The sequence below is a fragment of the Arcicella sp. BE140 genome (assembly GCF_031456255.1).
Lineage (GTDB): Bacteria > Bacteroidota > Bacteroidia > Cytophagales > Spirosomataceae > Arcicella > Arcicella aquatica.
The window spans coordinates 46117-62366 of sequence record NZ_JAVDUE010000017.1; the positions used below are offsets into that span (position 1 = coordinate 46117).

9 protein-coding genes are annotated in these 16250 nt (G+C 36.4%); 7 read left to right on the plus strand and 2 right to left on the minus strand.

The window, feature by feature from the left end:
• Nucleotides 1–35 precede the first annotated feature (35 nt).
• Entirely contained in the window at nucleotides 36–2924 is a 2889-nt protein-coding gene (gene uvrA, locus J2Y60_RS19895; protein WP_309922937.1) for an excinuclease ABC subunit UvrA, read from the minus strand.
• Between the two features lie 200 nt (nucleotides 2925–3124).
• Between uvrA and J2Y60_RS19900 the strand changes: the two genes are divergently transcribed.
• The 6 genes from J2Y60_RS19900 to J2Y60_RS19925 all read left to right on the plus strand — a co-directional run bounded on the left by J2Y60_RS19900 (nucleotide 3125) and on the right by J2Y60_RS19925 (nucleotide 12566).
• Nucleotides 3125–3691, plus strand: a complete 567-nt coding sequence (locus tag J2Y60_RS19900; RefSeq protein WP_309922939.1) for a hypothetical protein — start codon at nucleotides 3125–3127, stop codon at nucleotides 3689–3691.
• A gap of 61 nt (nucleotides 3692–3752) precedes the next feature.
• Nucleotides 3753–3998: a hypothetical protein gene (locus tag J2Y60_RS19905; RefSeq protein ID WP_309922941.1), complete on the plus strand. Its 246-nt coding sequence runs from the start codon at nucleotides 3753–3755 to the stop codon at nucleotides 3996–3998.
• 359 nt (nucleotides 3999–4357) lie between these two features.
• Nucleotides 4358–5560: an anhydro-N-acetylmuramic acid kinase gene (locus tag J2Y60_RS19910; RefSeq protein WP_309922943.1), complete on the plus strand. Its 1203-nt coding sequence runs from the start codon at nucleotides 4358–4360 to the stop codon at nucleotides 5558–5560.
• A 214-nt stretch (nucleotides 5561–5774) separates the two neighbouring features.
• Nucleotides 5775–6482 carry a head GIN domain-containing protein gene (locus tag J2Y60_RS19915; RefSeq protein WP_309922945.1) on the plus strand — a complete coding sequence of 236 codons (708 nt, stop codon included), beginning with the start codon at nucleotides 5775–5777 and terminating at the stop codon, nucleotides 6480–6482.
• A 175-nt stretch (nucleotides 6483–6657) separates the two neighbouring features.
• Nucleotides 6658–9129 carry a bifunctional YncE family protein/alkaline phosphatase family protein gene (locus tag J2Y60_RS19920; protein WP_309922947.1) on the plus strand — a complete coding sequence of 824 codons (2472 nt, stop codon included), beginning with the start codon at nucleotides 6658–6660 and terminating at the stop codon, nucleotides 9127–9129.
• Nucleotides 9130–9524: 395 nt separating this feature from the next.
• Nucleotides 9525–12566, plus strand: coding sequence for a glycoside hydrolase family 3 N-terminal domain-containing protein (locus tag J2Y60_RS19925; RefSeq protein ID WP_309922949.1), 3042 nt, complete (start codon nucleotides 9525–9527; stop codon nucleotides 12564–12566).
• Nucleotides 12567–12693: 127 nt separating this feature from the next.
• Here J2Y60_RS19925 and J2Y60_RS19930 read toward each other — a convergent pair whose 3' ends face one another.
• The gene (locus J2Y60_RS19930; RefSeq protein WP_309922951.1) at nucleotides 12694–13974 is read right to left on the minus strand and encodes a DUF349 domain-containing protein; all 1281 of its coding nucleotides are present in this window, start codon (nucleotides 13972–13974) and stop codon (nucleotides 12694–12696) included.
• Between the two features lie 583 nt (nucleotides 13975–14557).
• Here J2Y60_RS19930 and ettA point away from each other — a divergent pair.
• Nucleotides 14558–16228, plus strand: a complete 1671-nt coding sequence (gene ettA, locus J2Y60_RS19935) for an energy-dependent translational throttle protein EttA (RefSeq protein ID WP_309922953.1) — start codon at nucleotides 14558–14560, stop codon at nucleotides 16226–16228.
• The last annotated feature ends 22 nt before the right edge of the window (nucleotides 16229–16250 follow it).

The following is a 16250-nucleotide window of genomic DNA, read 5'->3' on the forward strand; positions in this document are numbered from 1 at the left end:
TTTTTAATCTTACCGCCATAAGATTAAAAACATTATTACGAAAGCTTTTGCTTTAAAAAATCAGCGGTGTAATTTCCTTCTAATTCCACCATGAGTTCGGGGGTTCCTTCAAAGGTAACAAACCCACCTTTTTCACCTCCTTCTGGGCCTAAATCAATGATATAATCAGATGATTTTATCACTTCCATGTTATGCTCAATAATAATGACAGAATCGCCTTGTTCTACCAATGCGTTAATGGCCTTTAGTAATTTTTTAATATCATGGAAGTGCAACCCTGTTGTAGGCTCATCAAAAATAAAAAGTGTTTTTCCTTTATTTGGATTGCCTTTGCCCAAGAAGCTCGCTAGCTTTACTCTTTGAGCCTCTCCGCCTGATAATGAATTAGACGATTGCCCCAATTTCACATAGCCTAATCCTACTTCCTGTAAAGGCAATAGTTTGTCGGCTAATTTTGGTTGATCTTTTCTAAACAATTCAATGGCTTCATCAACGGGCATATCCAACAAATCGGCAATGTCCTTATCATTGAATTTGACGTCTAAAATTTCTTGTTTAAAACGCTTGCCTCCGCACGACTCACACTTCAGTTTTACATCCGCCATAAACTGCATTTCTATCGTTACAAAGCCCTCTCCTTGGCAGGTTTCACAACGTCCCCCTTCTACATTGAACGAAAAATGAGCTGGCTTATAGCCTCTGGCTTTGGCAATGGGTTGCTCAGAATACAATAAGCGTATCTGGTCATAAGCCTTCACGTAGGTCACAGGGTTAGAGCGAGACGATTTCCCAATGGGATTTTGGTCAACCATTTCTACAGCTTCAATCTTGCCTATACTACCACTAATTTCTGCATATTTCCCAGCTTCGTCTGTATAAGTACCTAAATGACGCCCAAGGGCTGGATATAATATTTTTCGGATGAGCGTAGATTTTCCTGACCCACTCACTCCCGTTACAGCAATTAATATTCCCAAAGGAAACTTTACGTTTACGTCCTTTAGGTTATTTTCATAAGCTCCTTTTACTTCAATAAAACTCGTAGATTTTCTACGGAATTTAGGTACTTCAATTGTATCTCTACCTGTTAAGAAATTGATTGTATGCGAAAATCCAGCATCTGGATTCGCCTTGGCATCAATATCATTGATAGTTTCCCAGTTGCCTTGAAAAACCAATTTTCCACCATTACTCCCCGCATCAGGACCAATATCTATAATCTGGTCGGCCGCACGCATTACTTCTTCTTCATGTTCAACCACAATAACGGTATTACCCATATCTCGTAAGGATTCCAACACAGATACTAATCTCTGTGTATCTCGTGGATGTAATCCAATAGAAGGTTCATCCAAGATATACATTGAGCCTACCAAAGCACTTCCTAAAGAGGTTGCTAATTTAATGCGTTGAAATTCTCCCCCAGAAAGTGTTGAAGATAATCGATTGAGGGTTAAATAGCCCAATCCTACTTTCTCCATGTATTCTAGGCGAGTTTCAATTTCTATCAAAATTCTTTTTGAAACACCATATTGATAATCGGGCAAATCAAGATTTTTGAAAAAATCGCTTACATCACTCAAAGGCATCAGTACCAAATCAATAATTGATTTACCTGAAATTTTCACATAACCCGCATCTTTTCGTAAGCGAGAGCCTTTGCAGTCTGGACAAGTAGTTCGCCCACGGTAACGCGACAACATTACCCTGTACTGAATTTTGTGCGTTTCTTTTTCCAACATCGCAAAGAAATCATTCAGTCCGTAGAAATATTCATTGCCTGTCCAGAGCACTTCTTTTTGCTCGTCTGTTAAATCTTTATAAGGGCGATGAATAGGGAAATCAAACTTGGTTGCGTTTTTCAATAATGGTACGAGCCATTCGCTCATTTTTTCTGTTCGCCAAGGGGCTATTGCTCCTTCATAAACAGAAACACCTTTGTCTGGAATAATCAAGTCTGGGTCCAGTCCCAAGATTCTTCCAAAGCCCTCACAACGCTTACAAGCACCATAAGGATTGTTAAAACTGAGGAGGTTTAAAGATGGTTCTTCAAACACTATCCCATCTGCCTCAAAACGGTCAGAAAACGTTTTAGTTTCTTCCCCAATAATTTCGACAAAACAAGTACCATTTCCCTCAAAAAAAGCGGTTTGGACAGAATCTGACAAACGGAATTGGGTTTCCTCGTCGGGTTGCCCATCAGCTTCTTTTTTAATCACTACACGGTCAATCAGAATTTTATAATTATTGCTAAATAAATCTATGGCAGGCAGGTTTTTGAGTGCCGTTTTATCTTCCAAAAGTTCTTCTAGGAATTTGGTTTCGCCATCAATCACAATACGGGTATAGCCTTTTTGAAGTAAAATTTTCATTTCTTCGGCCAATTTCCTTCCCTCTTTTAAATACAATGGCGAAAGTACCATTACTCTTTGTCCTTCTTCTTTGGTAAACAAATAATTGACAACATCCGTAACAGTATCTTTCTTTACTGGATTACCAGAAATAGGAGAATAAGTAATCCCTATTCTCGCAAAAAGTAGCTTTAGGTAGTCATATATTTCGGTGGTAGTACCTACGGTAGAACGTGGGTTTTTACTCGACACTTTTTGTTCAATGGCGATAGCAGGAGAAATACCCTTGATGTAATCAACATCAGGTTTTTCCATTCGTCCCAAGAACTGACGCGTATAGGCACTCAAACTTTCTACATACATCCGTTGTCCTTCTGCAAAGAGGGTATCAAAAGCCAAAGACGATTTCCCCGAACCCGACAAGCCCGTAATCACTACAAGTTTATTGCGAGGAATGGCAACATCTATATTTTTTAGGTTGTTTACTCTTGCCCCTTTGATAATGATGTTACGTTTGGGGTCAAGGTCTTCAAAAGCGATATGATTCTGGTCGATGATTTCGGTATTGTTCATGAAACAAAGATAAGGAATTCTGGTTTGCTAAAATTTGCATTGAGGTCATCAAGTAATCAGAAAAGACAAAAAAATGAACCTCCTTATAATCAGACACGTTTTCTAAAAAGATTGTTTCTTGCTTTACAAGAAAATAGCTAATCTTTGCGTTAAATTAGCGGATTCTATCAATGATTCTAAGAAACTAATAAATAATAACCATGCAAAAATTACTTTTTATTATTCTAATCTCTATAACTGCTTATACCTCTTCTTTTTCACAAGCTCCTGTTGTTATCAAACAAGATAGTTCTGTTCGGGATTTAGACGAAGAACAAGATGTAAGAGATTTACCTTTCACACAAAGGCTTAAATTTGGAGGAGGCCTCAATGGCTTGCAGTTTGGAAACCCAACGGTAATTGGGATTTCACCAATGGTTGGTTATCAAGCTACCAATGATTTTATTGTTGGTTTCGCACTCGACTACCAATATTACAAACAAACATATTATCAGTCTCTCAATCAATATGGTCCAAGAATTTTTGGGCAGTATCGCTTACATTTCTTAGATAATATTGCTTCTAATATGTTTGCTCAGGCTGAAGTTCAAAAATATTATTATAAACAAGCAGGCTATTCTTATGAATACCCTATTCAAACTTTAGCAGGTATTGGCTTTGGTTTTGGGGGTTTCCAAATTACGGCTTTGTATAATTTGACTTACGACAAATTTAATTCCCCTTATGGAAGTCCATTAGTACTTAGAGTCGGTGGTTTCTTCTTTTAATGAATTAGACAATACAACATATAATATCAGGCGGGTTTTGAATCCGCCTATTTTTTTGACAATGGGAAATAAGAAATCGGTTTTTGACAAACTTCGTCCTCTTCTATTATCAACGGTTGTAGCTATCTTATCTGTATTTATTGTGGTTGAGGCTGTCTTAATCGCCTTTTTAATTTATATTTGGTATGCAGACCCTGCCAATAATTCTTCAAATCATATTGAAGAAGGCATCATCGTTTTAATTATTTTAACCCTTCTAACTTATGTGATGAAGGTTAGATTTAGTAAATTGGTTGAGAAGAAATAATAGGATTTTTTTACCCGCTGATTTCAGAGATTTTAAACCGCTGATTTACGGAGATTGTAGAAACTTATCTGATATTTACTAATAACGAATCTGCATCATCAGCGTATTTTTTCAGCGTGAATCTGCGGGCAAAAGTAGTAGTATGTATACGTTTAATCAACGAGTATTTTTTTTACCCGCTGATTTCAGAGATTTAAACTCGTAGATTTACGCAGATTATTAGAGCTTATGTGATATTTAATAATCTGCATCATCAGCGTATTTTTTCAGCGTGAATCTGCGGGCAAAAAATATATTATCGAGGGATTTAAGCCCTCTGTAATAGTAAAATAGCTAATATTCATTCAAAATAAAAATCCATGAATAAAAACGTACAAAAACTTTATCAACTAGCAGGAAAATCTTCTCGTAAAATTATTGGTCTTATGTCTGGCACATCAATGGATGGCCTTGATGTAGCCCTTTGTGAAATAACTGGTAGTGGCGAAGATACTTCCGTAAAACTATTAAACTTTGAAACCGCAGATTATTCTGATGCCGTTAAAACTGAAATCAGGAAAGTATTTGCGAAGAAAACAATTGATTTCCAGCACCTTGCTTTACTGAATGAATGGATTGGTTTACTTCATGCCGAAATGATATTGGATTGCTTAAAAAAGTGGAATATTACGAGCGAAGACGTCGACCTAGTAGCCTCACATGGACAAACCGTTATGCACGCTCCTAAAATTTTGCATCAACAGGAAATGTTCACCAACGCTACTTTACAAATTGGTGATGGCGACCATATTGCGGTGAAAACTAATATTATTACGCTTTCAGACTTCAGACAAAAACATATTGCCGCAGGAGGCGAAGGTGCTCCGTTAGCCGTTTATGGCGATTATTATATTTTTGGTAAGAAAGGCGAAAACCGTATTATGCTTAATATGGGTGGTATTGCCAATTTTACATTCTTGCCTGCCAGCATGAACCCAGAAGAAGTGTTTGTTACCGATACAGGTACTGGCAATACATTGATTGATGCCTTCACGAGGTTTTATTTCCCAGAAATGGCTTATGACAAAGATGCCAACATTGCTAAACAAGGCATCGTAAATACTAGATTGCTTGAAGTATTAAAGGCTGATGATTTCTTTTTTAGCCCTTTCCCAAAAACCACTGGCCCAGAATTATTTAGTATTGATTACGTCAAAAACGCTCAGGTAATCAGTAGGACTGAAAATATTTCTGTAAATGACTTATTGGCTACGCTTACCCGTTTTAGTGCTGAAACTATCTCTGAAGCCATTCATTGGGCAGTCGGCTCACAATCTTTAGCAGATTTCAATATCTATCTCTCTGGCGGAGGAATGCACAACCCGTTGCTAGTACAATGGCTGAAAGAATTGATTCCTGCTAATTTCTTTAAAACGGATGATTTAGGTATTTCAGGCGATGCAAAAGAAGCTGTACTCTTCGCTATTTTAGCCAATGAGACCGTAGCAGGTGGCGAATCTGACTTTGGTACTAGAAAAGGAATTCCATCAGTATCTATGGGTAAAATTTCTTTTCCTAACTAGTGCAACCTTTAATAGGTGCTTTGCATCTTATGAGAGAATTGAGCATAGTTGATTACTTCATTTCGAAATCAGGTAATCACGTTGAACGATTATAGTAAATGGTGTTTCTCTATCAAAGCAATATTAGAGCAGGATATTAATCATGTATTTACAACCGCGATGACGAACTACTCACTAATTCACAATTCACTCATTCACAATTAATTAATATATTATGAAAAATTCAACTAAATCTCTTTTAATATTACTTATCTCCATTACCTCTATTATTGAGGTTTCGGCACAAACGACTAAAGAAAACCGCTCAATTACGGGCTTCAAAACGATTCGTGTTACCAGTGGTATTGATTTATATATCAAACAAGGTAGCGCTGAATCTGTAACGGTTAGTGCAGATAAAGACAAACAAGATAATATCATTACTGAAATCAAAGATGGTGGCTTGAATATCTATGTTGAAAACTCTAAATGGAGTTGGTTCAACTGGAATTCAAAACCAGTAAAAGTCTATGTTACTATCAAAGATATTACGGGCATTTCTGCGACAGGTGGCTCTGATGTTTATTCAGAAAACAAATTAGATTTAATTAAATTGAATGTAAGTGCAACGGGCGGGTCGGATATTAAACTAGAAGTAGATGCTGACGAACTTACATGTCAAACAACAGGAGGATCAGATGTTTTTTTAACAGGTACTGCCACTGTATTTAAAGCTACTTCAACAGGTGGAAGTGATTTAAAAGCTACTGGTTTAAAAACAAGTTATTGCAGTGTTTCTTCTACAGGCGGTTCAGATGCTTATGTATGGGCTGAAAAAGAAATCAGTATTTCTGCTACAGGTGGTAGCGACGTATATCATAAAGGAAATGCAAGAGTTGTAAAGTCAAGTTCAACAGGGGGTTCAGATATTCATAAACAATAAATTGCTATTTGCTTAGTATTCAAAGGTCAGTTCAGATTTGGGCTGACTTTTTTTGTTTATAAGATGATAACAAATATTTATAACTTTTATAAAAGCCTTTTGTTAAATTTAGGGTTACAAATAGCAATTGTATTCTTGTTTATCAAATATCTTTCTGAACAAACCATTCCAACACATGAAATCTTTACTTTATTCAATGGCTATAATTTTGTTCTGCGTTGCTTGTAATCCCAAACAAACGCAACATCAAAATGGTAAAGATCCTCTTCTTGAAAGTCTAATTGCAAAAAGAGTTACCTTGCCAAATGGGTGGTCATTAACCCCTGTTGGCAATAGCATACAACTTAATGATTTACCATTAAACCTAGTGGTTTCTCCCTCACAAAAATTATTGGCAGTTACCAACAATGGGCAAAGCACACAAAGCATTACATTGATTGATGTAGCTACTGAAAAAATATTAGATGATGTTATCATTAAAAAATCTTGGGTAGGGTTAGCCTTTAGTGATGATGAAAAATATTTGTATGCGTCAGGAGGTAACGATAATATCGTAGTGATTTACAAAATAGAAAATCAAAAGTTAATCCAAGATGGTGAAATTAAATTAGGGGAAGCCTATCCAAAAGCTAAAATTTCGCCCGCAGGAATTTGTATAGATACTAAGAATAATCGGCTATATGTAGTTGCCAAAGATTCAAAATCATTATTTATCTGTGATTTAGCTACTAAAAAGGTAATTAAAGAAGAAAAACTAAGTGCCGAGCCTTATACCTGCATGATGGCTTCCAAAAGTAATGAGTTATACATTACGCTTTGGGGTGGCGCTAAAGTGATTGCTTATAACACTGTTCAAAGCAAAATTGTAGCAGAAATTCCTACCAATAGCCACCCGAATGATATGGTGTTTACAAAAGACGAAAAGTACTTATTCGTACCCAATGGAAACGATAATACCGTTTCTGTCATTGAAACGGCTACACACACGTTGATTGAACATATTTCAGCTTCTCTGTACCCAAATGCTCCTATTGGTTCAACGCCTAATGCTGTGGCGCTTTCGCCAGACGAGAAGACATTGTATATCGCAAATGCCGATAATAACTGCCTTGCTGTTTTTGATATTACTCAAAAAGGCAAAAGCTTATCAAAAGGCTTTATTCCAACAGGCTGGTATCCAACTGCTGTAAAAACCATTGGTGATAAAATTTATGTAACCAATGGAAAAGGCTTTAGTTCAAAACCAAATCCTAAAGGTCCAAATCCAATGGCCAAAAAGAAACCGCAAGAAGTAGGCGCTAACCCTGAAGCCAATAAGGAAGTAGTGGAATACATTGCAGGTATTTTGAAAGGTACGATGTCTATCATTGATGTACCTACTGAGCAAACATTAGCTAGCTATTCGCAAGTTGTTTTTCAGAATACGCCTTATAGCAAACAAGTTGAAGCGATGGCTATGGGCGAAAGCGATAATCCTATTCCGATGAAAGTGGGTGAAAAATCTCCTATCAAATATGTCTTTTACATCATCAAAGAGAATCGTACTTATGACCAAGTATTAGGGGATGTAAAAGAAGGAAATGGCGATTTGTCTCTTTGTATCTTTCCAGAAAACTTAACGCCCAATCAACATAAAATTGTGAAAGACTATGTGCTTTTAGATAATTTTTATGTTGATGCTGAAGTTTCTGCCGACGGGCATAATTGGTCTACTGCTGCTTATGCAAACGACTATGTTGAAAAGAACTGGGTAACAAGTTATGGTGGAAGGGGTGGTTCGTATGACTATGAAGGGCAAAGAGAAATTGCTTACCCTAAAAATGGATTCATCTGGGATTATTGTAAAAGAGCCAAGATTCCTTTTAGAACGTATGGAGAATTTGCCGATGAACCAGAAGGCAATTATGAAGGTGTAAAGGGGAATGTTTGTAAAATTTATAAGGGTTGGGACATGAACTTTAAAGATTCAGACCGTGAAAAACAATGGGAAATAGATTTTGATTCTCTATTAGCTATTAATGCAGTTCCTCGTTTCAGTAGCATTCGTATGGGAAATGATCATACCTCTGGTTCTAAAAAAGGAGCATTTAGTGTTGAAGCCTGCATAGCTGACAACGATTTGGCTGTTGGCAACTTTATTGAACACTTATCAAAATCCAAAATCTGGAAAGAATCAGTCGTATTTATCTTAGAAGATGATGCTCAAAATGGTTCTGACCATGTGGATGCCCACCGCTCTACGGCTTATATCGTAAGCCCCTATACTAAAAGGAAGTTTGTAGACCACACCATGTATTCTACTGCGGGCATGCTTAGAACAATGGAATTGATTCTAGGATTACCTCCAATGAGCCAATACGATGCCGCTGCAACACCCTTATTTAGATGTTTTACTAAAAATATCGATTTAACTGCCTTCAAAGCTTTACCTGCTAATGTGGATATTAACCAAAGAAATGTGGCTATCAATACAGGAAAACGCAAAACTAATTTTGATTTTAGTCATGAAGATGCCGCACCCGATTTAGCTTTCAACGAAGATATTTGGAAAGTAATGCGTGGAGAAAACAGCAAAATGCCTCCTCCTAAAAGAAGTGCTTTTGTAAAAATTCCTGCTAAAGTTGAAAAGGAAGATGATGACGATTAGCCTTGAGTTAATCTTCCAATAAAGGCAATAATAGATTTTGTCTTATTACTTGTTAGGTTTTAGGAATACTACCTAAGACCTAACAAGATTGAAAAAGTTGGCAAAAAGTAAAACCATTTACACACATAATTATCAGAATATCCATTCTTTGTAATACATGATAATTTATCGAAACAAAACCGATAAAAATCCGCATAATACCTATACATTCTTCGTTATCTAAATACTTCTAAGCATTAGTATTTTAATACATCCCCATCTTCCTCCAGCTAACCTGTATTATCATTTAGGTTTACTTTTTTATACTTTCAAATTTTCTCTTCCTATTTAATTAGCGTTAATTTTATTGTAAGTTTGTATCTTTTTTATTTGAATCCCAACCATTAATTGATAAAATGTATAAGCAGTTTTCTTGGTTTTCGATTACACTTATTCTCCTTTGGTTCGTACTAAAACTACCACTTATCGGAGCATTAAATAATAGTTTTTTGTATTCCCTAACAGCAAAAAAGGAAGCAAGTATAACAAAGCAATTTGTTAAGAAAAACCGTGTATTAAATCCGACCAAATTCATTAACAATAGTCAATTACTAGAAAATCAATGGGTTGATAGCGTATTTGCTACGATGGAGAACGACCAAAAAATTGGTCAGTTTTTTATGGTAGCTGTAAACCCAACTCACGGGGAAGCTCATTTCAAAAAGCTTGAAAGCCTTATACAAAATAATTATATCGGAGGGTTAATTTTCTTTCAGGGCGACCCAACGGCTTATACTAATCTAAACAATAGATTTCAGTCAACGACCAAAATACCTTTGTTAATCGGCATAGATGGTGAATGGGGCTTGGCTATGCGTGTCAATGCTACGATGGCTTTTCCTAAACAAATTACGTTGGGAGCTATCCAAGACAATTCACTGATTTATAACATGGGTACAGAGATTGCTCGCCAGTGTAAACGCCTCGGGATTCATTTGAATTTTGCACCCGTAGTAGATATTAATTCTAATCCACAAAACCCTATTATTGGCTTTCGTTCTTTTGGCGAAATCCCTGAAAATGTAGCGGCTAAAAGTAGTGCCTATATGAAAGGCATGCAAAACAACCAGCTTTTAGCTTGTGCTAAACATTTTCCGGGTCATGGCGATACCCATACCGACTCCCACTTTACACTCCCACAAGTGTCGTATGGTTTCGAACGTATGCACAATATTGAATTGGTTCCTTTCAAACAATTGATTGATGATTCTATCAAGAGCATGATAGTAGGTCATTTACAAATACCTTTTTATGATTGGCGACCAGCAACACTTTCACAGAGTATCATTACCAATCTATTAAAAAAAGAAATGGGCTTCAAGGGCCTAGTAATTACCGATGCCTTGAATATGAAAGGTGTTCGTAATGGACAAGGAATATCGTCTGCTGAAATAGATTTGCAGGCTTTTGTAGCAGGGAACGACATCTTGTTATATTCTGAAAATATTCCAGAAGGCATCAATAAAATCAAAGATGCCATACAGTCGGGATTGATTAAACAAACAGAAATAGATAATCGTGTAAAGAAAATATTACATGCCAAATATTGGGTAGGGTTAAATCAATTCAAGTACATAGAATCCAACAATTTATATCAAGACTTACATACTCCTCAGGCACAACAAATCAAACAAGAGTTATTTGACAATGCCATTACTGTAGTAAAAGATACTAGAAAGCTTTTGCCCCTTGCACCAGATAATAATAAGTTGGTTTCTGTCAGCTTAGATATTGCCACTAACAACCGTTTTCAACAAGCTTTAAGTGCTGTTGTGCCAATGGCACAGTATGCTAGCGTAGCCAAAAATGATGAAGGTTTATTCAATGAGGTACTCAAAAATGTAGATTCTACCCATACCGTCATTCTAAGTGTTCATAATATCAATAAAAAATCTGCCAGTAGATTAGATTTGAATTATGGCGTACAAGATTTTATTAAAAGATTGGAGAAAAAGACCCCAAATATTGTAGTGTGTGTGTTTGGGAATCCTTATAGTTTAAAATTCTTTCCAGAGGTCTCTAATTTGGTATGTGGATACGAAGACGACGAAGCCGCTTATTCAGCAATGGCCAAAGTATTATTCGGACAGATACCCGCTACGGGCAAATTGCCAGTTTCCGTAGAAAATCTATACATCGCAGGGGATGGTATTATGCTAAGAAAACAAGGTCAACTAGAAAAAGCATCTCCCGAAAGTGTGGGAATGAGTTCGGATGTACTGAAAGGCATTGACCCAATTATTGTTTCATCCATTAATCAAAAAGTTTTTCCTGGTTGTCAGGTATTAGTTGCCAGAAAAGGTAAAATAATTTTGAATAAAAACTATGGGCAACTTGGATATGAACCCAATAGTCCAGCAGTGACGAACCAAACGGTGTATGATTTGGCATCGGTTACAAAAGTATCGGCAACGCTCCAAGCCGTTATGTATCTTTATGACCAAAAGAAGATTAATCTGGATGAAAAAATAGTTACTTATCTTCCAGAACTCAGAGGAACCAATAAAGAAAATATGACGATTCGCAACATCCTCTGGCATCAGGCAGGATTGGTTGCTTATATTCCATTCTGGGAAAGAACACGTATTCCTTTAGGATGGAAAAAAGAGTTTTATAGTACTACGCAATCATTAGACTATCCGTTGCAAGTAGCAGATGACATGTATGCCAAAACGGCTATCAGAGACTCTGTTTGGAAATGGGTAATAAAATCACCTTTAATTAATAAACACGACCGCGATGGGTCTTTTAGCTATGTATATAGCGATTTGGGCTTCATGATTATGCAACATATTGTTGAACGCATCCTTGGGCAAGGATTAGATGTCTTTACATCCTCCTATCTATATGAACCATTAGGCATGAAAACGACAGGCTTTAATCCGTTAAAAAGAATAGAGAAAGCCAAGATAGCACCTACTGAAAACGACCGTTTGTTCAGAGAAAGAAATCTACAAGGAACTGTTCAAGACCAAACCGCAGCGATGCTCGGTGGAGTATCTGGTCATGCTGGCGTATTTAGTTCAGCGTCAGATTTGGTGAAGTTGTTTGAGATGAACCTTGAAAAAGGAAGTATCAATAACTTGATTTTTTATAATGAAGAAACCATCAATACTTTTACGAACAGTGTTTCTCCAAAAGGGGAAAGAGCTTTGGGATGGGACAAACTTCCAGCTGATGGTGAAAGTAATTACATTTCAGCTTCCGTTTCGCCCAATTCTTATGGACATTCAGGTTATACGGGTACGTTGGTTTGGGTAGACCCAGAAAAAGAGTTAGTATTTATATTTTTATCAAACAGAGTACATCCTTCTGTGAGTAACAATAAAATAAACGCCTTAAAAGTCAGAAGAAAAGTAATGGATGTAGTTTATAGGTCAATTGAGGATGTAAAGTAATAAGAATATAAAAGCCTCCTGATACAAATCGGGAGGCTTTTATACTCTTATCTCAATTCAAATTACTAGTAATCTTCAGTCTTACTACTTTTGTCTTGAGTCTTCAATCTTAAAGTCTAAACAAAATCTACTGGTCTAACAAAATCTCAAGCTCTTTCTTGAACTCAATTAGTAATGTTTCTTTCATAGAGATTTTACGTTTTTGCGTGTTGATTTTATTCATCACCAACTTATCTCCCATTTGACCATTGTAATTAGCATCAGAGATAAATGAATCTAGTTCGTTTTTCTCTTTTTTAGTCATGTAATCCATTTGATTAATCATGATTTTCAATTGCTCAATTCTTGGTTTTTCATGCAAAGCAGGGTGACGATAGCTAATTACTCTTAACAAGTAATTCATTTCGAAAATCTTATCACAGATATTTCTGAAACGTTCAGCAATTCCTCTATCAACATTTTTAGCAAGAGCCGATAGCTCTTTCCATTTTACTAAATATCCTTTTGCCTTTTCCGAAGTTTGTGGAATTAATTCTTGTTGTTTGAACAATCCTTCCAATTCGGTGGTCATATCCTTCATCTGCTGTACTCTTGGATCAACTCTTGGGGTTGATACAATACCTTTTTCACGGTTATAACGCTCGAAGAAGAAATCACTTGAACGTTTGAACTGTTTCCAAAGTTGGCTTTGCTTTTTAGGTGGAACCTGACTAATTGTTTTCCATTCACGTTGTAAATCCTTAATTTTAAGGAATCCAGCGTCTACATCTTTTTCATAACGTAAATTACGAGCATCATCAACAATACGTTGAAGTGTCGCAAGTTTTTCGTCAATGATTCTGTTTTTCTCAGCGTAATATTCACGGCGTCTCACGAAGAAATCATCTACAATCGCATTGAATTCTTCTTCAACGCTATCTTGTAAAGATTTATCAACAGGGCCAGTTTTCAACCATTTGGTTTTAATTTCCATAATGGTTTCTGTAGTTTCTGCCCACTCTTCGCTCTTACTTGCTTCTCTCAACTCCTCAATCAAAGCTCTTTTTATTTCAAGATTTTTGATTTGGTTGTGCAGAATAAGCTCTCTTAATTCCAATTCTAGGCCATCCAAACGTTCGAGTAAGGGCATAAAATTTCCTAAGCCATCAAATTCTACAAGATTTTTGCGAAGCTGAAGTAGTTTGGTAAGATAAGAACCTTTGTTCTGAGCTTCTTCTACTTGTTCAAAAAGTAAGGCTACTTTATTTTCAGCAATCGTAAAACGATTAACGAAATATTGTAAGGCCTCCTCTTCTGTGTTTCTAACAACACCAATCTGACGTTCTGGATATTCTGAATATCCTTTTAAATAGACCTTACCATCTTTACAATAGCCATAGTCGGCGGAGTTCTTAACTGTATTTTCCATTGGTTTACATTACATGATTAGAGTGTCTGGCAAGGCTCATAACTCTAAGAGATTCATGGTTTAGGTTGAATTTATTTTAGTAGTTTTGTGATTGTTTAAAAAGTCTGATTTTTCTATTATTAATGAAACGAATCTAATTGAAAATAATTTCAAAATTCTAAAATTAACAAATTTTGAAAATGGAAACTCTTCTTACACCTAAATTTTTCGCAATTTACTGATTTTCAGCAAAAAATCTAATGATTTGTTTACATTATCAATCTATTCATAACTTTTTTATTTTAACGCTTAAATACAGCCCAAAATAAACAATAAATGAATATAAGTGAACCTCAAATAGTTAAAATATTATTTAATAATATACGTACTGCTTAAATTAAGCGATTTAAATGACAAATACAGCTATCATACAAGAAAGGTAAGCAGGCTTTGATTAAATATACTATCTTTGAATAAATGATTATAAAATTTATTTGAAATAAATTGTTCGTAATTAAATGACAAGGAAAACTGTTTTCTGTTGCATGAACTTTGGCATTTTTTTGAATTGATAAAAAATTACATTAAACGATAAATTAACCCGATGAGTCAGGAAACCATTATTTTTTCTATGGAACGTGTTTCTAAAACCGTTCCACCCCAAAAACAAATACTCAAAAATATCTACTTATCATTTTTCTACGGAGCAAAAATTGGAGTTTTAGGTCTCAACGGTTCTGGGAAATCTTCACTTTTAAGAATTATTGCTGGTAAGGATAAAAGCTATACTGGTGATATTGTTTTCTCGGCGGGTTATTCTGTCGGAATGTTAGAACAAGAGCCAGAGCTTGACCCTACTAAAACAGTGAAGGAAGTAGTAGAAGAAGGCGTGGCTGAAATTGTCGCTTTATTGAAAGAATTCGACGAAATCAACGAAGCTTTTGGTGACCCTGATGCAGATTTTGATAAGCTTTTAGAACGCCAAGGAGAGGTTCAAGAAAAATTAGACCACTATAATGCTTGGGAACTGGATACTCGCCTAGAAAGAGCCATGGATGCCTTGCGTTGTCCGCCTTCGGATGCCAACGTCGCCAACCTTTCTGGGGGTGAAAAACGTCGTGTTGCTTTGTGTCGTTTGTTATTACAAGAGCCAGACGTACTTTTATTAGATGAACCTACCAACCACTTGGATGCTGAGTCTGTTTTGTGGTTAGAAGAACACTTACGTCAATACAAAGGAACGGTAATCGCCGTAACCCACGACCGTTATTTCTTAGACAACGTAGCGGGTTGGATTTTAGAATTAGACAGAGGCGAAGGTATTCCTTGGAAAGGAAATTATTCTTCTTGGTTAGAGCAAAAACAAAATCGTTTAGCACAAGAAGAAAAGACGGAATCTCGTCGTCAGAAAACATTACAACGTGAATTAGAATGGGTACGCATGGCGCCCAAAGCACGTCAGGCCAAATCTAAAGCACGTTTAGAGGCCTACGATAAATTGATGTCGGAGGAAAACCGCCAGAAAGAAGATAAACTAGAGTTATTTATCCCTGCTGGTCCACGACTAGGCAATAAAGTAATTGAAGTAAACAATGTAACAAAGGCTTACGGAGATAAATTATTATTTGATAACCTCACCTTCTCGTTACCACCTGCGGGTATTGTTGGGGTAATCGGGCCAAATGGTGCGGGTAAAACGACGTTGTTTAAATTGATTACGGGACAAGCGCAGCCAGATGCAGGAACATTTGAAGTTGGTGAAACTGTTCAGATGGCGTATGTTGACCAAGAGCATAATCAGTTAAAACCTGATAAATCAGTTTTTGAAACCATTTCTGGAGGTACAGAACATACTATGTTGGGAGGCAAGCAAGTAAATGCCAGAGCCTATGTCAGTAAATTCAATTTCAACGGTGCCGATCAAGAAAAGAAAATTGGTAATCTTTCGGGTGGAGAGCGTAACCGTGTACATTTGGCAATGATGCTGAAAGAGGGTGCCAACCTTCTATTGCTGGATGAGCCTACCAACGATTTGGACGTAAACACATTACGTGCCTTAGAAGAGGCTCTTGAAAACTTTGGTGGTTGTGCTGTAGTCATCTCCCATGATAGATGGTTCTTAGATAGAATCGCCACGCATATTTTAGCATTTGAAGGTAATTCGCAAGTATATTGGTTTGAAGGAAACTTCTCTGATTATGAAGAAAACCGTAAAAAACGTTTAGGTAACGATGCTACGCCAAAACGTATTCGTTATAAGAAGTTGGGAGAATAAAACTATTCTGTATACTAAAAGC

Coding starts and splice junctions, on each gene's coding strand:
- uvrA (WP_309922937.1), bottom strand. CDS start 2,924: ATGAACAATACCGAAATCATCGACCAGAATCATATCGCTTTTGAAGAC.
- J2Y60_RS19900 (WP_309922939.1), top strand. CDS start 3,125: ATGCAAAAATTACTTTTTATTATTCTAATCTCTATAACTGCTTATACC.
- J2Y60_RS19905 (WP_309922941.1), top strand. CDS start 3,753: ATGGGAAATAAGAAATCGGTTTTTGACAAACTTCGTCCTCTTCTATTA.
- J2Y60_RS19910 (WP_309922943.1), top strand. CDS start 4,358: ATGAATAAAAACGTACAAAAACTTTATCAACTAGCAGGAAAATCTTCT.
- J2Y60_RS19915 (WP_309922945.1), top strand. CDS start 5,775: ATGAAAAATTCAACTAAATCTCTTTTAATATTACTTATCTCCATTACC.
- J2Y60_RS19920 (WP_309922947.1), top strand. CDS start 6,658: ATGAAATCTTTACTTTATTCAATGGCTATAATTTTGTTCTGCGTTGCT.
- J2Y60_RS19925 (WP_309922949.1), top strand. CDS start 9,525: ATGTATAAGCAGTTTTCTTGGTTTTCGATTACACTTATTCTCCTTTGG.
- J2Y60_RS19930 (WP_309922951.1), bottom strand. CDS start 13,974: ATGGAAAATACAGTTAAGAACTCCGCCGACTATGGCTATTGTAAAGAT.
- ettA (WP_309922953.1), top strand. CDS start 14,558: ATGAGTCAGGAAACCATTATTTTTTCTATGGAACGTGTTTCTAAAACC.